The organism is Mesorhizobium sp. M0833 (assembly GCF_040319905.1).
Classification (GTDB): Bacteria; Pseudomonadota; Alphaproteobacteria; order Rhizobiales; family Rhizobiaceae; genus Mesorhizobium.
The window spans coordinates 14,727-34,899 of the sequence record NZ_JAMYOQ010000015.1 but is presented as its reverse complement, the minus strand read 5'-3'; the positions used below and the strand labels follow the sequence as shown (position 1 = coordinate 34,899).

At 62.8% G+C, this 20,173-nt stretch carries 18 protein-coding genes; 13 read left to right on the top strand and 5 right to left on the bottom strand.

Annotation, left to right across the window (positions count from 1 at the left end):
* Positions 1–65 precede the first annotated feature (65 nt).
* The 3 genes from NKH98_RS18170 (at position 66) to NKH98_RS18160 (ending at position 2,612) form a co-directional block, all read left to right on the top strand.
* On the top strand, positions 66–1,088 hold the full coding sequence (locus NKH98_RS18170; RefSeq protein WP_254816382.1) for a LacI family DNA-binding transcriptional regulator: 1,023 nt from the start codon (positions 66–68) through the stop codon (positions 1,086–1,088).
* Entirely contained in the window at positions 1,085–2,065 is a 981-nt protein-coding gene (locus NKH98_RS18165) for a 2-hydroxyacid dehydrogenase (RefSeq protein WP_352900327.1), read from the top strand. The genes NKH98_RS18170 and NKH98_RS18165 overlap by 4 nt, the downstream gene beginning before the upstream one ends.
* A 151-nt stretch (positions 2,066–2,216) precedes the next feature.
* Positions 2,217–2,612: a hypothetical protein gene (locus NKH98_RS18160; protein ID WP_352900324.1), complete on the top strand. Its 396-nt coding sequence runs from the start codon at positions 2,217–2,219 to the stop codon at positions 2,610–2,612.
* 6 nt (positions 2,613–2,618) lie between these two features.
* On the opposite strand, the gene NKH98_RS18155 is transcribed toward NKH98_RS18160, so the two are convergent.
* Positions 2,619–3,392, bottom strand: a complete 774-nt coding sequence (locus tag NKH98_RS18155; RefSeq protein WP_352807403.1) for a gamma-glutamyl-gamma-aminobutyrate hydrolase family protein — start codon at positions 3,390–3,392, stop codon at positions 2,619–2,621.
* Positions 3,393–3,676: 284 nt separating this feature from the next.
* Between NKH98_RS18155 and NKH98_RS18150 the strand changes: the two genes are divergently transcribed.
* Positions 3,677–4,786 (top strand): TRAP transporter substrate-binding protein, encoded by a 1,110-nt coding sequence (locus tag NKH98_RS18150; RefSeq protein WP_352469878.1) that lies wholly within the window; start codon positions 3,677–3,679, stop codon positions 4,784–4,786.
* A 66-nt stretch (positions 4,787–4,852) separates the two neighbouring features.
* Here NKH98_RS18150 and NKH98_RS18145 read toward each other — a convergent pair whose 3' ends face one another.
* From NKH98_RS18145 to NKH98_RS18130, 4 genes are all read right to left on the bottom strand, one after another.
* Positions 4,853–5,875 carry a zinc-dependent alcohol dehydrogenase family protein gene (locus tag NKH98_RS18145; RefSeq protein WP_352900322.1) on the bottom strand — a complete coding sequence of 341 codons (1,023 nt, stop codon included), beginning with the start codon at positions 5,873–5,875 and terminating at the stop codon, positions 4,853–4,855.
* 32 nt (positions 5,876–5,907) lie between these two features.
* The gene (locus tag NKH98_RS18140; protein WP_352480106.1) at positions 5,908–7,686 is read right to left on the bottom strand and encodes a TRAP transporter large permease; all 1,779 of its coding nucleotides are present in this window, start codon (positions 7,684–7,686) and stop codon (positions 5,908–5,910) included.
* Positions 7,686–8,270, bottom strand: a complete 585-nt coding sequence (locus tag NKH98_RS18135) for a TRAP transporter small permease subunit (protein ID WP_292658329.1) — start codon at positions 8,268–8,270, stop codon at positions 7,686–7,688. Before NKH98_RS18135 ends, NKH98_RS18140 begins: the two co-directional genes overlap by 1 nt.
* Before the next feature lie 181 nt (positions 8,271–8,451).
* Positions 8,452–9,357, bottom strand: a complete 906-nt coding sequence (locus tag NKH98_RS18130; protein ID WP_254816038.1) for a branched-chain amino acid ABC transporter permease — start codon at positions 9,355–9,357, stop codon at positions 8,452–8,454.
* Between the two features lie 138 nt (positions 9,358–9,495).
* Between NKH98_RS18130 and NKH98_RS18125 the strand changes: the two genes are divergently transcribed.
* The 9 genes from NKH98_RS18125 to NKH98_RS18085 all read left to right on the top strand — a co-directional run bounded on the left by NKH98_RS18125 (position 9,496) and on the right by NKH98_RS18085 (position 20,171).
* Positions 9,496–10,104: a CGNR zinc finger domain-containing protein gene (locus tag NKH98_RS18125; protein ID WP_352900319.1), complete on the top strand. Its 609-nt coding sequence runs from the start codon at positions 9,496–9,498 to the stop codon at positions 10,102–10,104.
* Positions 10,097–10,627, top strand: a complete 531-nt coding sequence (locus tag NKH98_RS18120; protein ID WP_352900316.1) for a hypothetical protein — start codon at positions 10,097–10,099, stop codon at positions 10,625–10,627. The genes NKH98_RS18125 and NKH98_RS18120 overlap by 8 nt, the downstream gene beginning before the upstream one ends.
* A 224-nt stretch (positions 10,628–10,851) precedes the next feature.
* Entirely contained in the window at positions 10,852–14,331 is a 3,480-nt protein-coding gene (locus NKH98_RS18115; protein WP_352900313.1) for an indolepyruvate ferredoxin oxidoreductase family protein, read from the top strand.
* Positions 14,332–14,483: 152 nt separating this feature from the next.
* Positions 14,484–16,796: a putative bifunctional diguanylate cyclase/phosphodiesterase gene (locus tag NKH98_RS18110; RefSeq protein WP_352650062.1), complete on the top strand. Its 2,313-nt coding sequence runs from the start codon at positions 14,484–14,486 to the stop codon at positions 16,794–16,796.
* A gap of 150 nt (positions 16,797–16,946) precedes the next feature.
* Positions 16,947–17,726, top strand: a complete 780-nt coding sequence (locus NKH98_RS18105) for an N-acyl amino acid synthase FeeM domain-containing protein (RefSeq protein ID WP_352650061.1) — start codon at positions 16,947–16,949, stop codon at positions 17,724–17,726.
* A gap of 119 nt (positions 17,727–17,845) precedes the next feature.
* Entirely contained in the window at positions 17,846–17,995 is a 150-nt protein-coding gene (locus tag NKH98_RS18100) for a DUF3096 domain-containing protein (protein ID WP_013528205.1), read from the top strand.
* Between the two features lie 173 nt (positions 17,996–18,168).
* Complete coding sequence (locus tag NKH98_RS18095) at positions 18,169–18,393, top strand: aa3-type cytochrome c oxidase subunit IV (RefSeq protein ID WP_352900309.1); 225 nt, start codon at positions 18,169–18,171, stop codon at positions 18,391–18,393.
* A gap of 81 nt (positions 18,394–18,474) precedes the next feature.
* Positions 18,475–19,749 carry a Re/Si-specific NAD(P)(+) transhydrogenase subunit alpha gene (locus NKH98_RS18090; protein ID WP_352650059.1) on the top strand — a complete coding sequence of 425 codons (1,275 nt, stop codon included), beginning with the start codon at positions 18,475–18,477 and terminating at the stop codon, positions 19,747–19,749.
* Positions 19,749–20,171 carry an NAD(P) transhydrogenase subunit alpha part 2 gene (locus tag NKH98_RS18085; RefSeq protein ID WP_302893582.1) on the top strand — a complete coding sequence of 141 codons (423 nt, stop codon included), beginning with the start codon at positions 19,749–19,751 and terminating at the stop codon, positions 20,169–20,171. Before NKH98_RS18090 ends, NKH98_RS18085 begins: the two co-directional genes overlap by 1 nt.
* Positions 20,172–20,173: the final 2 nt, after the last annotated feature.

Genomic DNA, 20,173 nt, shown 5'->3' with positions numbered 1-20,173 from the left:
GCTCGGAATCGATGGCATAAGAGCCGGCCTTTAAACAGTTTAAATTGCTTCGGGAGCGCAGGGCGCTGGCACAGAAGATCAAGCTTTCGACCATCGCGGATGCGCTCGGCGTGTCCACGGCCACGGTCTCGCTGGCCTTGCGCGACAGCCCGCTGGTCGCCGGCGGCACCCGCGACCGCATCAAGGAACATGCCCGCGCCATCGGCTATATCTACAACCGCCGCGCCGCCAGCCTGCGCACCTCGCGCTCGGGCATAGTCGGCGTCGTCGTCCACGACATCATGAACCCGTTCTTTGCCGAGATATTGCGTTCGATAGAGAGCGAGCTTGACCGCAGCCGGCAAACCTTCATCCTGTCGAACCACTACGACCAGCTCGAGAAACAACGCACTTTCATCGACACGCTTCTGCAGCTCGGCGCTGACGGGGTCATCATGTCGCCGGCCATCGGCACGCCTCCCGAAGACATATTCATGGCCGAGGAGAACGGTCTCCCGGCAGTGCTGATTGCACGCACCGTCGAAGGTGCCGACGTGCCGGTGTTTCGCGGCGACGATGCCTATGGCACCGGGCTTGCCACCAACCATCTGATCTCGCTTGGCCACAAGCGCATCGCAATGATCGGCGGTACCGATCAGACGTCGACCGGCCGCGACCGCTATCAGGGATATGTCAACGCCATGGAGGCGGCGGGGCTTGAGGTCAGGCCGTCCTGGCGCATCGCCGGCCCGCGCACCAAGCAGGCCGGCTTCGAGGCTGCCGGGCAGTTCCTGGCGCTAAAGGACAGGCCGACCGCGGCCTGCTGCTGGAATGACCTCGTCGCCATCGGCCTGATGAACGGCATTGCCCGCGCTGGTCTGGTGCCGGGCATCGACATTTCGGTCACTGGTTATGACGACCTCGAGGAGGCGGCGATCGCGACGCCGGCGCTAACCACGGTCTGGAACGGCCAGCGTGAGGTTGGCCGCCGCGCTGCCAGCGCGCTGCTCGACAAACTCAACGGACAGACGGTGCGGCCGTCGCAGGAACTGATCAAGCCGGAACTGCATGTGCGCCAGTCGACCGGCAAACCGGTGGAACGTGCATGACAAAAACCGACCAGCAAGCTGTCACCATTCTGGTGCCGGGCCAGTTCAACGACCATGCGGTCGGCCGCATCGACGGGGCGTTCAGCCGCGTCCTGATCGAACGCGCCGATCCGTCGCTGGTCACCGACGAGATGCGCCTTACGGTGCGCGGCATAGCCGCCTTTGGCGGCATAAGCGCCGCGTTGATGGACGCGCTGCCAAAGCTCGAGATTATCGCCAATTTCGGCGTCGGCTATGATTCGGTAGATGTCCACCACGCCGCACGGCGCGGCATCATGGTCACCAACACACCGGATGTGCTGACCGAAGAGGTCGCCGACACGGCGCTCGGCCTGTTGATCAATACCATCCGCGAACTGCCGCGCGCCGAGGCCTGGCTGCGCGACGGAAGTTGGTTGCGCAACGGCAACTATCCGCTGAGCCGTCTGACTTTGCGCGGTCGCCATGTCGGCATCTTCGGCATGGGCCGCATCGGCCTCGCCATTGCCCGCCGGCTCGATGCTTTCGGACTGCCCATCGCCTATCACAACCGGCGCCGCGTCGAAGGCCTGCCCTATGACTATCACCCGACGCTGAAAGGTCTCGCCGAGGCGGTCGACACGCTGATCTCGGTGGCGCCCGGCGGGGCCTCGACGGACAAGGCCGTCAATGCCGAAATCCTCTCGGCTCTGGGGCCGAACGGCGTCTACGTCAATATCGGCCGGGGCAGCACGGTCGACGAACCAGCTCTTGCCGCCGCACTTGCCAGCGGCAGCATCGCCGCTGCCGGGCTAGACGTTTTTGCCGACGAGCCGAACGTGCCTGCGGCGTTGCTTGCCGCGCCCAACACCTCGCTTTTGCCTCATGTCGGCTCGGCCTCGCAGCACACCCGCCGCGCCATGGCGGACCTGTGCGTCGACAATCTGGTCTCGTGGTTTTCGCAGCGCAAGGCGCTGACGCCGGTGCCGGAGACGGCAAACGTCAAGGCGAGGCCGTGACCGCCCTATGTTAACTTCAGCTTAACCCTTCGGAATCATTCTGCCTCCTTGGCTAGTGTATGTCCCCTTGACAGCACATGGCAGCAAGATGAAGCGCGCCTCCTCCTGATGACATCGAACACGGCGCGCTTGAAATGCGCGGAGAAACAGGATGAAAACGCTTCCCGCATTGATGGCGATTGCTGCGCTGTTAGGCAGCGTCCAGCTGTTTTACGCCGGTAGCGGTCAAAGCCGCGCAGCCAGTGAACCAGCACCTTCGTCCAGCACCTACAGGCTGGTAGCCCATGGTGACGAGGCGTCTTGTGCGGTCACCCGTGGCGCCGAGATTTCGCAAGGCCTGTCGCTGTTGACGGTCGCCGCGAATTGCCGCCGGGTGTTGCCCGGTGTCGAGCAGGCGAAGTTCTGGCGAGAGCAGGATGACGCCACGGTCACATTCAGCGCCAACGGCAGCGATCCGATCGTCATGTTCTCGGTCGCCGATGGCGACGGTTACGAATCCTACGCGCCGGCGCTACCGCTACTGACCCTGGCGTCGGCCGGCAACTGACGAGCGCTATTCTGCCGCAGCGCGCGCACCCGATTTCGCCGCCTGATGCAGCCGCACCGCGTCGCCGAAAGCGCGAAATATCTTTACCGAGATGCTGTCCGATTTGACCCAGTATTCGGGATGCCACTGGACGCCGACGGCGAAAGCCCGTGCATCGCGCACCGAGACCGCCTCGACAGTGCCGTCGGCGGCGACCGCTTCGACCTGCAGCTTTGAGCCAAGCCGGTCGACAGCCTGGCGATGCACCGAATTGACCATGATGTCGCCGGCGCCGAAGACCCCGGCCAGGCAGCTGCCGGGTTTTATCGACACGCTCTGGCGGATGGCGAAGCGTTCGTCCTGATTGTCGCTTGCAGGCGCACGATGATCGAGCGAACCGGCGCGTTCCTGGATTTCAGTGGCCAGCGTGCCACCCAGCGCCACATTCATCTCCTGGATGCCGCGGCAGATCGCGAGCAGCGGTACTCCGCGCTCCACCGCCCTGCGGATCAGCGGCAGCGTGGTGGCGTCGCGGGCGGGGTCGTAGGGACCATTGGCTTCACTGGCGTCACCGCCGTAGAGCGAGGGATGAACGTTGGACTTCGAACCGGTGACCATGACGCCGTCGACGGCGGAAAGCAGTTCATCGAAGTCGAGCCGGTCGCCGAAGGACGGTACCAGCAGCGGGAACACGCCTGCCCCTGAAAGCGCCGCTTCAAGATATTGCTGCGGCGCGGCATGCCAGGTGTAATTGTCGAACTGGCGGACGTCGGTCGATATGGCGACGAGCGGCTGGTGCATTTGGTCCGGATCCCATCGGGTGCAACGAATTATCTGCCTGCAAAATAGGCGATCCGAAGGCGCATTTCCATGGCAAGTTTCGGCGTGTCGCGTAGACCAGTTAATCGACGTTAGACTATAGTTGCAAGATCTGGCCCAACGCCGTGAATTTCTCCGAAATGCGCCACTCAAACCGGGCTGCCGCGCTGGACTCGACTCCTTGCCTGTGTATTGTCGGCTCGAAGCCGATGCGGGCGCCGAAGCGTCCCGAACGTCGGTCAGTTGATCCAAACGGGAGGAACTTCATGGATCGTCGTTCGTTCATCCGCAAGGCCGGCACCACCGGTTTCGGCGCTGCGGCCGCTGCCGCGACACTTGCTGCGCCGGCCATCGCCCAGTCCAATCCGAAAGTAACCTGGCGGCTGGCGTCGTCCTTCCCGAAGTCGCTCGATACGATTTACGGCGGTGCCGAAGTGTTTTCCAAGATGCTTTCGGAGGCGACCGACGGCAACTTCCAGGTCCAGGTCTTCGCCTCCGGCGAACTCGTTCCCGGCCTGCAGGCCGCCGATGCCACCACAGCCGGCACGGTCGAGGCCTGCCATACTGTGGCATACTATTACTGGGGCAAGGACCCGACCTGGGCGCTGGGAGCGGCGGTTCCGTTTTCGCTCAACGCGCGCGGCATCAACGCCTGGCACTATCATGGCGGGGGCATCGATCTGTTCAACGAGTTCCTGGCGACGCAGGGTCTGTTCGGGCTGCCGGGCGGCAATACCGGCGTGCAGATGGGCGGCTGGTTTCGCAAGGAGATCAAAACGGTTGCCGACCTTTCCGGCCTCAAGATGCGCATCGGCGGTTTTGCCGGCAAAGTGGTGCAAAGGCTCGGCGTGGTTCCGCAGCAGATCGCCGGTGGCGACATTTATCCGGCGCTGGAAAAGGGCACGATCGATGCCGCCGAATGGGTTGGCCCTTATGATGACGAGAAGCTCGGCTTCTACAAGGTTGCGCCCTATTACTACTATCCCGGCTGGTGGGAAGGTGGACCGACCGTCCATCTGATGTTCAACAAGGCGAAATACGACGAACTTTCGCCGGCTTACAAGTCGCTGGTGCACACTGCCGCCCAAGCGGCCGATGCCAACATGCTGCAGAAATACGACTACCTCAACCCGGCGGCGGTGAAGCGGCTGGTTGCCGGCGGCGCCAAGTTGAGTCCGTTCAGCCAGGAGATCATGGCCGCCTGCTTCGAAAAGGCCAACGAGGTCTATGCCGAGATGGAAGCCTCGAACGCGCCGTTCAAGAAGATCTGGGACTCGATCAAGGCGTTCCGCAAGGAGCATTATCTCTGGGCGCAGGTGGCCGAGTACAACTACGACACCTTCATGATGGTCCAGCAGCGCAACAGCAAGCTCTGAACCTTGCTGCTCTGCGGCGCCGGCGTTCCTTCGGGACGCTGGCGCCGCAGCGCATTCCGTTTGCGATCAGCCGGGCACCACCAGAACCTTGACCTCGCCTGGCGCAGGCGGATTGGCGATCACTGCAGCTGACTCTTCAAGCGTGACCTGCCGCGATATCAGCCGGTCTACCTCCATTGCCCCCGAGGCGATAAGATCGGCGGCCCGGCGATGGGTAAAGGGATTGAGGAAGGAGCCCAGGACCTTCAACTCGCGGAACAGCAGGTCGAACGGTTCGAACGCCGCTTTCATGCCTTGCGGCATAACGCCGACGACGACAATTGTGCCGCCCGCTTTGGCCAGCCGCATCGCCTGCTCAACAGTGTCTTTCACGCCGGCGCATTCGAACACCACGTCGACGCCGCCCGGCATCAAACCCGACTGGCCGACGATCGCATCGGTGACATCGAAGGCGCTGGGATCGAGCGTCGCCGTTGCGCCAAGTTGCTCGGCAAGAGCCCGTCGCGAGGCCTGACGCGTCGACAGGATGATGGTCGTCGCACCGGCGAGCTTTGCCAGCTGAACGGTGAGCAGGCCGATCACGCCGCCGCCGAGCACCGCGACCGACGAGCCTGGTTTGATCGCGGCAAGGTCCACGCCATGCAGGCAGCAACCGAGCGGCTCGCAGAAAGCACCATGCGTAGGCTTCAGATCGCCTGGCAAGGCGAAGGCCTGTTTCTGCGGCAAGGCAACATATTCGGCAAAGCCGCCGTCGCGATGGATGCCGATGGCACGCAGATTGCTGCAGAGATTGACTCGGCCCGCCTGACAATGCGCACAGCGCCCGCAGGCAATATTGGGATCGCCGGTGACGCGGTCGCCGACCGAAAAGCCGGATACCTCAGGTCCGATCGCCTCGACGATGCCGGAGAATTCATGCCCGAGCGTCACCGGCGGCGTGCACGGGAATTCACCGTGGAAAAGATGCCTGTCGGTGCCGCAGACGCCGCACGCCTCGATCCGCACCAGCAGCTCGTCTGGCCCGGCAGTCGGTTTCTCGACCTCGCACACGGCGAGGCCGCCCACTCGCTCCAACCGAACCGCCTTCATGGCTGCAGGGCCTTCCTCAGTTGAAACTCGCCTCAGTTGAAACTCGGGGGTTGCGACAGATCGATTGCCGGCGCCGCCGGCTTCGCGGGCGGCTTTTCGTCGAAGCTCGGCGGCTGCGACAAATCCGGTGTGGAAGGTGAGGCCGGGGCAGTGCCGCCGTTGGCCGGCGGCGTGCCAAGCGGCGACAAGCCGATGCCAGGCGTTTCCGGCACCTGGTAGTTGATGGTGCCCGGATCGACGACGGTGCCTTTGTAGTGCATCACCATCTGCGGGAAGGCGATGGTCAGGCCGATCATGATCACCTGGATACAGACGAAGGGCACTGCGCCCCAATAGATCTGCCCGGTGGTGACCGGCGCGATCTGCTTGCCGGTGAGCCGGTCGAGATAGGGCACGCGCGCGGCGACCGAGCGCAGATAAAACAGCGCGAAGCCGAAGGGCGGATGCATGAAGGAGGTCTGCATGTTGACGCCTAAAAGCACGCCGAACCAGATCAGGTCGATGCCGAGCTTGTCGGCCGCCGGTGCCAAAAGCGGAACGATGATGAAGGCAAGCTCGAAAAAGTCGAGGAAGAAGGCGAGCACGAAGACGAGGATGTTGACGCCAATCAGGAAACCGACTTCACCGCCCGGCAGCGAGGTCAACAGGTGCTCGACCCAGATGTGGCCATTGACCCCGTAAAAGGTCAGCGAGAACACCCGCGCGCCGATCAGGATGAACAGAACGAAGGACGACAGCCTGGTCGTCGAGGCCAGCGCCTGCTTGACCACGTCGAGCGACAGCCGCCCCTTCATCGCGGCCATTGCCAGCGCGCCGACGGCGCCCATGGCGCCGCCTTCCGTCGGCGTGGCGATGCCGAGGAAGATGGTGCCCAGCACCAGGAAGATCAGCGCCAGCGGCGGGATCAGGACAATGATCACCTGCTGCGCCAGCCTCGACATCAGGTTGATCTTCAGGCGCTGGTCGACGATCGCCACGACATAGATGAAGATGACGCCAATAGTGGCGCCGAGGATATCGGCGTTGCCGCCATGGTTCGGCGCAAGGTAGCGATACGCCGCATAGGAAACCACCACCGCCGCCAGCACCGCCGCCAGCAGCGACAGCACGCCGTGGCCGAGCGTGCGGGCCTCCAGCGGCAGGGCCGGCATCGACTTCGGCCGGAAGATCGACATGAGCAGGATGTAGAGCATGTAGATGCCGGTCAAAATGAGCCCGGGGATCAGCGCCCCCTTGTACATATCGCCGACCGAGCGGCCGAGCTGGTCGGCCAGCACGATCAGCACCAGCGACGGCGGGATGATCTGGGCGAGCGTCCCGGACGCGGCAATGACGCCGGATGCCAGCCGCCGGTCGTAGCCGTAGCGCAGCATGATCGGCAGCGAAATCAGACCCATGGCAATGACGGAGGCCGCCACCACGCCGGTCGTCGCGGCAAGCAGCGCGCCGACGAAAATCACGGCATAGGCAAGGCCACCACGAACCGGTCCGAACAGCTGGCCGATGGTGTCGAGCAGGTCTTCGGCCATGCCGGATCGTTCGAGCACGATGCCCATGAAGGTGAAGAACGGGATCGCCAGCAGCGTATCGTTCGACATCACCCGGCTGCCATAGAAATTATCCGGCAACGCGTGCAGCAACGGCCAGGCGAGATTGATGGAGCCGCCCGAATAGGGCGACAGCAGCACGCCGATGAAGAAGAACATCAGGCCGTTGGCAGCGAGCGAGAAGGCGACGGGGTAGCCGATCAGCAGGAAGACGACCAGCGAGGCGAACATGATCGGCGCCATGTTCTGGGCGATGAACTCGATCACGAGCGCACCTCTTCGACGAGCGCCTTGGCTTCTAGCTCGGCCTGCTCATGCACCGATATGAACGGAGTGGGATCGTCCATCTGACCGCGCATGATGGCGATCTTCTTGATGATCTCGGAAATGCCCTGCAGCGCGAGCAGAAAAAAGCCGACCAGCAGAATCGCCTTCGCCGGCCAGATGATCAGCCCGCCAGAATTGTTCGACATCTCGCCGCTGCGATACGACAGCGACACATAGGGAACGAAATAGACGACCATCAACGTCACGAACGGCATCAGGAAGAAGACGTGACCGAAAAGGTCGATCCAGTGCTGCACGCGGCGCGAGAACATGCCGTAGACGATATCGATGCGGATATGGTCGTTCTGTTTCAGAGTGTAGGCGGCGGCCAGCATGAAGGCGGCGCCGAACAGATACCATTGCAATTCCAGCCAGGCGTTCGAGGACATGTCGAACACCTTGCGGATCACGGCGTTGGCGGCGCTTACCAGGATCGCCAGCAGGATCAGCCACGAAACCCATTTGCCGATGAATTCGTTCAAACGGTCAATGGCTCTGGAAAGAGCGAGAAGCCCTGCCATGCATTCCTCCCTTGTGTCGGAGCGCGCCGGTTCCCTGTCCGTCGCGTCGCTGTGGACCAACGGTATGCAGTGCGTGGTTCGGCGGGTCAACATCGGACAGCCCGCATAAACACAGTTGTGAGGTGGCCGCCGGCAAAATGCTGCCGCGTCCTTTGCATGTCCAACCAAAGTCGGATGCGGCTCAGGCGATCTTCTGTTGGTCGCGGCCGGAGCCGATCAGCACAAGCATAGCGACGAGGAACAGGTACATCCAGCCGTCCCGCCATTCGAGCGGGAAATAGCCGGACCATAGCGATTCGGCCATGCCGAAAGCGGCGGCGCCCAGTGCCGCCCGCAAAGGCGAGAGATAGCCGCCCACTGCGGTCACGAACAGGATTTTCAACCCGTAGACCAACCCTGTGCCGAAGCTGATGTTGCCGTAGTAGAAGGCGGCGAGCACGCCAGCCATTGCCGCGCAAAGGCCGCCGAAAAGCACTGCACGCCGAAACACCGCGCGGACATCGACGCCGCACATCGCAGCGGCCTTTGGATCGTCGGATACGGCACGCCAGCTTCGGCCGAAGCTGGAATGTGTGAACCCCCACGCAGCCAGCGAAATAGCCGCCAGCACGGCGGCGCAATCGAGCAACTGAATCAGTGTCAACGTCGCCTTGAAGCTGGCATTCTGCGCGAAGACGATGGTCTGGGCCAGCATTGGCGGCAACCATAGGTCATGGGTATCGGCGGCGATGCGGCTGGCTTCCGACAAGACCAGCAATATGCCGAGCGTCGTCACCACGATGGCGTTGGGCGAGCGGGCGGCCAGCGGTTCGAAGATGCTTCGCGACAGGACATGGCTGAGCAGCGCCGCATAAAGGAATGCCGCCACTACGCCGAGCGCGACCGATGCAAACAGCGTCAGCCACAGCGCCTGATAGCCGAACGCCGCGGTGAGGATCATCGTATGCCCGCAAAAGGCGAACAGCGCGCCATAGGCAAGATTGGTGCGGTGCAGGATGCCGTTGGTCAGCACGTAGCCGAAGGCAAGCAATGCGTAGAGCGCGCCCGAATGCAGCCCGTTCAGAACCTGCTGGAAGAAATAGAGCATGCAAGACCCTCGATGCATGCCCCACAATCGGGGCGGGGCTTGAGACGACGACATTCTCGATACGGCGATCGCCTCACTGACGAGCGTTGCACCCGGAATCTAACTTGTCAAACGCGATTTATCGGTTAGATTCGCGATATGACAGTATCCTGGACTCCGCACCGCTTCACCGGTGGCATGCTGGCGCTCGACACGGCGAACACCGTCGTTTTGCGGAACGATCCGGAGGAAACTTTCGACCGTTTCGACGATCCGGCCGAGATCGCCCGCTTTGCCGAAGCCGCGAGTGGCTTTCGCGCCACCGAGCTCGGCGGCAGGCGGCTCATAGCGCCGGCGCCTGAAAAGATCGCACCGGTGGTGCTGTCGATTCGCGAGACGACCGATCGGCTGTTTCGCGGCGCGGTATCGAAAGGTGCGATCGACACTGCCGACATGCCTGAATTCCTGGAAGCCTGCGCCGATGGCCTCGCCCATGGCCACACCGAAATAGGCGCGCCCGGAAAACCGTTCGGCGATCCGGCAACGCCGATCGCCTTCGAGGTGGCGCTTGCGGTCTCGGCGCTGTCGCTGCTGCGCAACGACACCATCGCCAGGCTGAGGATATGTCCGAACTGCAGCTGGCTGTTTGTCGACAAAAGCCGCAATTCCAGCCGCCTCTGGTGCGACATGGCGGTGTGCGGCAACCGCCAGAAGGCAAACCGATACTATCGCCGCCGGACCGCGGCCAGGGAGGTCACCAATGCCTAAGAAATATTTGCGCGCGATGATTGTCGTCGCGGCGTTGTTCGCGGCGGCCGCGCTCGGCGCCTGCCGTGATTCCGGCAAGGACCAGCTGTTCGCCATTTCCGGGAAGCTGTTCGAGTTCAACTACCGGCTGGGTATCGCCACCTACGTCATCACCCTCAATCCGCTGCGGCCGGTGGGTGAGGGGCAGGTCGCCGTGGTCTCCTTCCAGAACCCGGCCGGTGGTGATCCGATCATCGTCACCCAGAAAATATGGCCGAAGCTGCCGCATGTGACGCTCACCAGCCCGCCGCTCACCTGCGTTGTCAAGGACAAGCCCTATGCGGTGTCGATCCGAATCGAGGATTCCAGCGGCAAGTTGCTGCAGAGTTTCGAGACCACTCTGACGTCCTCGCTCGACCAGTCGGTCCTGCCCGACCGGCCCCTGGTGGTCGGGCCAGTCTACGAGCTCAACAAGGACTTGGCCGGCCATGTCGACGGCAAGCTGCCCGGTGAACCGAAGCCCAGTTGCCCAAAGGCTGCATGATGCGTCACCAGCGGCACCGACCTCCGCCGGAGTTTTCGTGCTCGGCCATCCTCCCCGACAGGCGTTTCGTGGCGCCACACGGCCGCGCACCGATCGTTTGTTGCGGACCGCCTGGCACCTTCGATTTCGTTTGACCTCCCCGGCAAGGGAAGAAAGACTGTAGGCACTCGACTCCGACGTTGGCCGTGCACCTCCTGGCACGGTCTCCGCACAGGAAACGCCTGATGACGCTGCACAACGTCGCGCTCGACGACAAGTTCGACCTGGCAAAGGAGCGCATCTTCCTGTCGGGTGCCCAGGCAGTCATCCGCATGCTTCTGATGCAGCGCGAGCGCGACCGCCGGGCTGGCCTGAACACCGCCGGTTTCGTCTCCGGCTATCGTGGCTCGCCGCTCGGCGGCCTCGACATGCAGCTGTGGAAGGCCAGGAACCAGCTCGCGCAGTCGGACATCGTCTTCCAGCCCGGTCTCAACGAGGAGCTCGCCGCCACCGCGTGCTGGGGCTCGCAGCAGGCGGAATTGCTGGGCGAGGGTACCCATGACGGCGTTTTTTCGGTCTGGTACGGCAAGGGTCCGGGCGTCGACCGCTCCGGCGACGTGTTCCGCCACGCCAATCTCGCCGGGTCGTCGAAACATGGCGGCGTGTTAGCCCTGATGGGTGACGACCACATGGCCGAATCCTCGACCAACGCGCATGCCACCGAGTTCCTGTTCGTCGACACCATGGTGCCGATCCTCAATCCGGCCGGCGTCCAGGAGATCATCGACTACGGCCTCTACGGCTTTGCCATGTCGCGTTTTGCCGGCACCTGGGCGGCGATCAAATGCGTCAAGGACAACATCGAATCGACGGCCTCGGTCGATGCCGCGCTCGACCGGCTAGATATCGTCGTCGCGGATTTCGACATGCCGCCCGGCGGCCTCAACATCCGTAACGAGATCGACATGCTCGGCCAGGAGGAGCGGTTGCATGAATACAAGCGCGCCGCAGCTTCGGCCTTCATCCACGCCAATGGGCTGAACCGGATCGTCTATTCGGGCGGCAGCAGCGCCAGGCTTGGCATCGTCACCATCGGCAAGAGTTATCTCGACGTTCGCCAGGCGCTGGAGGATATCGGCATCGACGAAGCGGCCGCCAATCGTATCGGCATCAGGCTATTCAAGGTCGGCTGCCCGTGGCCGCTCGACCTGCAGCACATCGCCGACTTTGCTCGCGGCCTCGATACCATCGTCGTCGTCGAGGAGAAACGCTCGCTGATCGAGGTGCAACTGCGCGAGAACCTTTACGGCACCGCGACGCAGCCGGTCATCATCGGCAAGAAGGACGAGCGCGGCGACTGGCTGTTCCCGGCCAAGGGCGCGCTCGACCCCAACGATATTGCCATCGCGCTCGGCGAGAGGATTTTGCGAACGATCGGCCCGTCGGAGGAAATCGCCGCGCGGGTGGCGAAGTTGCGCCAGTTCCAGGCGATGCTGGCCGACACGTCAGACATCGCCTCGCGCACGCCGTTCTTCTGCTCCGGCTGCCCACACAATTCCTCGACCAAGGTGCCGGACGGCTCGCTCGCCGCCGCCGGAATCGGCTGTCATTTCATGGCGTTATGGATGGACCGCAATACGGTAGGCTTCACTGCCATGGGCGGCGAGGGCGCGCAGTGGGTCGGCCAGGCGCCGTTCTCGAAGCGCGAGCACATCTTCCAGAATCTGGGCGATGGCACCTACAACCACTCGGGCGTGCTGGCGATCCGCTTCGCGCTGTCGACCGACGCCAACATCACCTACAAGATCCTCTACAATGACGCCGTCGCGATGACCGGCGGGCAGCCGCACGAAGGCGGCCTGACGGTGGACATGATCGCCAGGCAGGTGCGCGCCGAGGGCGTCCAGCGCATCGCCATCGTCACCGACGAGCCGGACAAATATACCGGCAAGGTGGAATTTCCCGCCGGCGCCACTATCCATCACCGCGACGACCTCGATCTCATCCAGCGCGAGTTGCGCTCGGTCAAAGGCGTCTCGGTGCTGCTCTACGACCAGACTTGCGCTGCCGAGAAGCGTCGTCGGCGCAAGCGCGGCACCTTCCCCGATCCCGACAAGCGTATCTTCATCAACGAGCTGGTCTGCGAAGGCTGCGGCGATTGCGGCGTGCAGTCGAATTGCGTCTCGATCCAGCCGGTCGAGACGGAATTCGGCCGCAAGCGCAAGATCGACCAGTCGAGCTGCAACAAGGACTTCTCTTGCGTCAACGGTTTCTGCCCGTCCTTCGTCACCGTCCACGGCGCCAAAATCAGGAAAGCCGAAGGCATAGCCGGCGCGGCCGACCCGCTCGCGGGTGTGCCGGCGCCGGCGCAATTTGCGCTCGGTGAACAAGGCTGGGCGGCGATCATCGACGGTGTCGGCGGCACTGGCGTCGTCACCATAGGCGCGGTGCTAGGCATGGCCGCACATCTGGAAGGCAAGGGCTGCGGCATGATCGACATGGCCGGCCTCGCCCAGAAGGGCGGCTCCGTGTTCACCCATGTCCGCATCGCCCGCACGCCGGACGACATCCACGCCATTCGGGTATCGGCCGGCAAAGCCGACCTCGTGCTTGGCTGCGATCTCGTCGTTTCGGGTGCCAAGAAGGTGCTGGCCGCGGTGCGCGAAGGCCATACCATCTTCCTCGCCAACACCGCCGAGATCATGCCGGGCGAGTTCGCCCGTTCGGCCGATTTCTCGCTGCCCGTCGAGCGGCTGAAGAAAGCGATAAGAACGGCCGCAGGCGACGACAAGACGCATTTCTTCGACGCCACCCGCACCGCCACCGCGCTGTTCGGCAGCTCGCTTGGCGCGAACATGTTCATGCTCGGCTTCGCCTTCCAGCATGGCGGCCTGCCGCTGTCGGCGGAGGCGGTCGAGAAGGCGATCGAACTCAACGGCGAGGCGGTGGCGATGAATGTCGCGGCATTTCGCTGGGGCCGCCGCGCTGCCCACCAGCCGGATTTCGTGCGCGGCCCTCTCGCCCAGCCGGGCAAGGCCACGCAGCCTGCCGCCATTGCCGAGACGCTGGACGACATCATTGCCCGCCGCGTCGCCTTCCTGACCGCCTATCAGAACGCCGCCTATGGCAGGCGCTATGCCGACAGACTGGCGGCGCTGCGCAAGGCCGAAACCGATGCTGTGCCCGGCTCGACCGTGGTGACCGAAGCTGCCGCGAAGAACCTGTTCAAGCTGATGGCGATCAAGGACGAATACGAGGTGGCGCGGCTTTATACGGACGGCTCCTTTGCCGCAGAGCTCGCAAAGCAGTTCCAGAGCTATGGCAAGCTTGAATTCCATCTCGCACCGCCGATCATGGGCAGGCGCGGCAGTGACGGGAAGCCGAAGAAATCGAGCTTTGGCCCGTGGATGATGAACGGGTTCCGCCTGCTGGCGGCGATGAGGGGGCTGCGCGGCACCGCTTTCGACCTGTTCGGCTACAGCGCCGAGAGGCGTATGGAGCGGCAGCTTCTTGCCCTCTATGAAGCCGACCTGGAGCTTGTCGCCGGCGCGCTGGCGCCGGGCAAGATCGAGGCCGCTGCCGCGCTTGTTTCGGTACCGGTGCTCATCCGCGGCTTTGGCCACGTCAAGCAGGCCAGTGCCGAAAAAGCCGCCGGCGAACGCCAGCGCCTGCTCGACCGCCTCTCGAGGGCGCCGCTGCGGCCGCAACTTCAAGCCGCCGAATGATTCCGCGCTCTGACACCCCTTGTTTACCTGAACTGTAGTTTCCCTGCTTCCGCGGCGTCACCAATGGATGCCGGCAGGGCTCGAAACGCCGCTCTAAACCTTTCTTAAGGCCAATGTGACACTGCTGGGTTCCCCAGGGTTGGGATCCAGGCGTGAATCTGAGACGAAAAAACGAGATTCCGGTCGACGTTTACATTCCGTTCGTGGAAACGCTGTTTCGCGACGGCGTGACGCTTTCGATCGGCATTGTCGCGCAGAGCTTCCTGATTGGCCTTGTCTGGTGGAAAAGCGGCGACCCGCTTTATCTGCTTGTCGCTATCATGATGGTTCTTGTAGGCATCTTCCGGATGAGAAACTTCCGGAAATACAACAGTTTGCCCCCGCCGACGACCTGGGAAGAGGCGCACAAGCGCGAGAACGACTATATCCTCTACGGGTCCTTGCACGGGCTCACGCTTGGCGCGTTCTGCCTGCTTGGCATCTATTTTGCGCGCGACAATTTCGCTGAGATCGCCTCCGTCTGCCTGACGCTGGCCACGGCCACCTCGATTGCCGGGCGCAACTATGGCTCCCCGCGCATGGTCACCATCCTGACGCTTGCCTTGACGTGGCCAATCTCGTTGGGGTTCCTTCTGCGTGGCGACATTTACCACATCCTTCTCGGACTCCTGTCCGCGCCGTTCCTGTTTGCGATCCGCAAATTCGCCAACACTGTCCGCGATGTACTTTTCGCCGCTGTCTCGGAAGAAAAAAAGGCGAATCGCATTGCGCAACGTTTCAACCGTGCGCTCAACACCATGTCGCATGGCCTTGTCATGCTCGGTCCCGACGGCCGGGTGGCGGTGGCAAATGCCGAAGCCGCGAACCTGATGTCGCTCAAATCGGCCGATGCGCTGCTCGGCCGCTCTATCCACGGTCTGCTGATGCGTGGGGTTGCCGGCGGCATGCTGGCGCCGAAGGATTGCCGCTACATCGAAGCCCAGCTGACGCGTGCGTTGCGCGAGGGCCGCGACCGAAAGGTCCTGGTCTCGCTCGCCAACGGCCAGCACTATGAATTTTCGGCGCGCGAGGGCAGCCAGGAACTGGGCGTCGTCACTTTCGAGGATGTGACCGCCCGCGTCGAGGCGGAAGACAAGATCCGCTTCATGGCGCGTTACGACAGTCTCACCGGTCTGCCCAACCGCGCCTATTTCCATGAGTTGGTGGTGGAAGCCATGGCCTCGGGCGATCCAGACCGTCTCTGCGGGCTTGCCGTGCTTGACCTCGACGATTTCAAGAGCGTCAATGATACGCTCGGCCATCCGGTCGGCGACGGTTTGATCTACGCCGTTGCTGAGCGGCTGGCCGCGGTCGCCGGGCCAGGCATCACCGTCAGCCGCTTTGGCGGCGACGAGTTCATGATCTTCTTCGAGCGCATCGAGGATGAGAGCCACCTCACCGGCCAGATCGACGAGATCTTCGTCGACCTGCAGGGCGAGGTCGATGTCGCCGGCCACGGATTACGCATCCAGGCCAGCGGCGGCGCGGTGCTGTCGCGGGTCAAGGATACCGACGTCGACGCCATGATCGTCAAGGCCGACCTTGCACTCTACAAGGCCAAGGAGCTTGGCAAGAACGGTTGGCGGCTGTTCGAGGCTTCGATGGATGCTGCCTTCCGCAGCCGTCAGCTGATGAAGGCGGACCTGCGCAGCGCCGTGGAAAACAACGAATTGCGGGTGGTCTATCAGCCGATCGTGGCGATGAGCACGATGCGTATCGCCAGTTGCGAAGCGCTGTGCCGCTGGGATCATCCCGATCTCGGGCCGATTTCCCCCGGTATCTTTATTCCGCTGGCGGAGGAAATGGGGATTATTTCCGACATCAGCACCTTCGTCCTGCATGCGGCCTGCACGGAATGCGCCAAATGGCCGGCCCAGACCAGCGTCTCGGTCAATCTCTCGGCCAAGGATTTTCGCAACCGCGACGTCATCCAGAAGGTTCGCGAGGCGCTTGCCGGTTCCGGTCTGCCGGCCGGCCGCCTCGAGATCGAGGTCACCGAGACGGCGCTGCTCGACGACAAGTCGCTGACACGCCAATATATCGAGGAGTTGAAGCGGCTCGGCGTGCGCATTGCGCTCGACGATTTCGGTACCGGCTATTCGAGCCTCAGCTATCTCCACAAACTACCACTCGACAAAATCAAGATCGATCGCTCGTTCCTGATCGACGTCACCCAGAACAGCCGGTCGCTCGAATTGCTCAAGGGCATCGTCAACCTGTCGCGACCGCTGGGACTTTCAGTCACCGTCGAAGGTGTCGAGACCTTCGAACAGCTCAAGATCCTGGCATTGCAGGTCAAGCCGGACCTGGTCCAGGGCTTTCTGTTCGGATCTGCGCTCAGCGCGTCCGGCATCGAGACCATGTCGAGCACGGTTTGGCCTTTCGCCAAGGATATTAAGACGGCAAGGAAGGCGACGCGACGCTGACTTCACGCTGAAAAACTGCATATTTTAGTATAATTCTATTAATTATTAACCTTAACGAACGGTAAACGACCTCCTGCTTATTTTCAGCTTTACATCTCCTGACCCGTCCGTAGTGTCGGCTGGTGGCGGTAATCGCGGGGAATAGAGTTCATGTGTGCCCAGTTGAGTTCGCTCGGCCATGCGGCGGGCGCTGGTGGGAAAGATGCGTCCGAGACCATGTCCAGCTTCGCCAGGAATATTTCGGCGATGCTGGAGCGGACGGAATACCGCCGTTGCGACAAGGGCGAGGATCTCGAAGACATCTATCGCCTACGCTACAAGTCGTACCGTTCCAACGATATGGTTCCCGACAACGAGAACCACACCATTCACGACGAACTCGACGAGGTGCCTAACGTCTTCCGGTTCGGTGTCTACATCGACCAGGAACTCGTCAGCACGCTGCGTATTCATCACGTCACGCTGTCGACGCCAAGGTCGCCTTCCACCAAGGCTTTTGGTGACATCGTAATGCCGATGCTGGGGGAGGGCATGAGCTTCATCTGCCCCAGTCGGTTCGCCTCCGACCCGGAATGGTCGCGCGTCTATCCGCAGATACCTTATCTCACGCTGCGGCTAGCCGGCATGGCATGTTTTCACTTCAACGCGCCCTATTGTCTTTCGACCATTCGCGAAGATCACGCCGGCTTCTACAAGCGGATCTACTATGCCGAGAAGATCAGTGAGCCTCGTGCCTACCCTGGCGTCTATAACAAGGTCGTGCTCTACCGCGCCGACGTCGGCGCCATCCGCGAGCGGTCGCTATCGCGCTTTCCGTTCTTCCGTTCGACGCCGATGGAGCAACGCATGTTGTTCGATAAGCCCGGCGCCGGCGAACTCGCGCCGCTGACCATCCTGCCCACCGCCAAGTATTTTCGCGAAGCCGCCTGAACGAGCCCATGGAGCCTTCCGATCGCTTTGGCGTTCTGGGCAAAGGTGCTGGTGGTAGGTCGGCATGGCCGACATCCATCACGCACCGCTTCGATAGCGATCCGATCAAAGGAACCGATATGACCATTTCCACGCTCGCCCTTACCCCGCTTATCTCGCTGATTGCAGGCGTGCTGATCCTGGTGATGCCGCGGCTGCTCAATTATATCGTCGCCCTTTATCTGATCGTTGTCGGCCTGCTCGGTCTGTTCCCGCATCTCGCCGGCTAACGACATCGGCAATAGCGGACCTGCCATTCATTGTGATTGGTATCGCCGCGCTCCGCGCAGCGATTTCAAGTTTTGCTTGAGATTGTTGGCTGCGGCGATGCGGCAATAGCGCCATTGCCCTTAACGCGGCTTTTCGCTATGTGCCTGAAAGATGTCTTCGAAGGGGTATTCCAATGGCTGAACACACGCCGACCGGTCCTGTCGAACTGGGCGCGAAGATGGACTATGCCGAGCACGACCGCACCTATGCCGGCTTTGTGATGCTGGCCAAATATGGGTCGCTATTTTGCACCGCCGTGCTTCTTGCCATGGCGTTCGGCTTCTTTGTGGGCGGCTTCTTCTCGGCGACTATCCTGTTCGTGCTGATCCTGGCCATCGGCGCTTTTATTCTCCGATAGCTCCTCCAACCTTTGTCGAAGGCGCCGCCGCGGACGGTCGGTGTCTTGCGGTAACAGGGTTCCGGCCGAAAGGATCGTGCGGTGGGACAGACGGTTTTCATCCCTCGTGAGCTCGATGCAAACGAGCCTCGCGTCGCGGCCTCGCCCGATACGGTGAAGCGGCTGGCAGCGCTGGGTTTCGACGTAATCGTGGAAACCGGCGCCGGCACGGCGTCGCGCATTCCCGACGAGGAGTTTGCCAAGGCGGGCGCCGCGATCGGCAAAGCCGGCGATGCTGCCAAGGCCGACGTGGTGCTAAAGGTGCGCCGCCCCATGGACGTCGAGCTGAAGGGCTACAAGTCCGGCGCCGCTGTCATCGCGATCATGGATCCCTACGGCAACGATGCTGCCGTCGCAGCCCTCGCCAGGGCCGGTGTTACTGCCTTCTCCATGGAGTTCATGCCGCGCATCACCCGGGCGCAATCGATGGACGTTCTATCCAGCCAGGCCAACCTCGCCGGCTACCAGGCGGTGATCGATGCGGCTGCCGAATATGACCGGGCGCTGCCGATGATGATGACGGCGGCTGGCACGGTGCCGGCTGCGAAGGCGTTCGTCATGGGCGTCGGCGTCGCCGGTCTGCAGGCCATCGCCACCGCGCGCCGCCTCGGCGCCGTGGTCACCGCCACCGACGTGCGCCCGGCCGCCAAGGAGCAGGTCGCCTCGCTCGGCGCAAAATTCCTGGCCGTCGAGGACGAGGAGTTCAAGGCGGCTGAGACGGCTGGCGGCTACGCCAAGGAAATGTCGAAGGAGTACCAGGCCAAGCAGGCGGCGCTGACCGCCGAGCACATCGCCAAGCAGGACATCGTCATCACCACGGCGCTCATCCCCGGCCGGCCAGCGCCGAAGCTGGTTTCGGCGGCGATGGTCGCCTCGATGAAACCCGGCTCCGTGATCGTCGACCTCGCGGTCGAGCGCGGCGGCAATGTCGAGGGCGCCGTGCCCGGGAAGGTGGTGACCACCGCCAACGGGGTAAAGATCGTCGGCCATCTCAACGTTCCCGGTCGCGTCGCCGCCTCGGCCTCGCTTCTCTATGCCAGGAACCTCTATGCCTTCCTTGAGACGCTGGTCGATAAGGCGACGAAGACGCTTGCCATCAACCGCGACGACGAGCTGGTCAAGGCAACCATGCTGACCGATGCCGGCAAGGTCGTGCATCCCGCGTTCGTCAGGGCTGAACAGGAGCCACCAAAGGGCCAACATGTCGAACCACCGGCCATTCCTGCGAGGACGATGGTTGCCGAGGCTTCGGCGAAGCCGGCTGCGAAGAGACCAGCCGCTTCGAGGAAGCCCAAGACCACCGGAGGGATCGCGTGATGGATCAGACTCTGCAGAAAGCCCTCGACCAGCTCGACCAGGCGACAGCTGCCGTGCGGCTCGCGGTTCAGAACCTGGCCGCCGCGCCCGGCACCGAAGCGGCGGGTGACGCCGCTCACGCGCTGTCCGGCGGTGCCATCGATCCCTTCGTCTTCCGCTTCGCCATCTTCGTGCTGGCGATCTTCGTCGGCTACTACGTCGTCTGGTCGGTGACGCCGGCGCTGCACACGCCATTGATGGCCGTCACCAACGCCATTTCCTCCGTCATCGTAGTCGGCGCGTTGCTGGCCGTAGGCATCTCGGCCTCGGGCATCGCCACCGGCTTCGGCTTCGTTGCTCTGATGCTGGTATCGGTCAACATCTTCGGCGGCTTCCTCGTCACCCAGCGCATGCTGGCTATGTACAAGAAGAAGGAAAAGTAGGC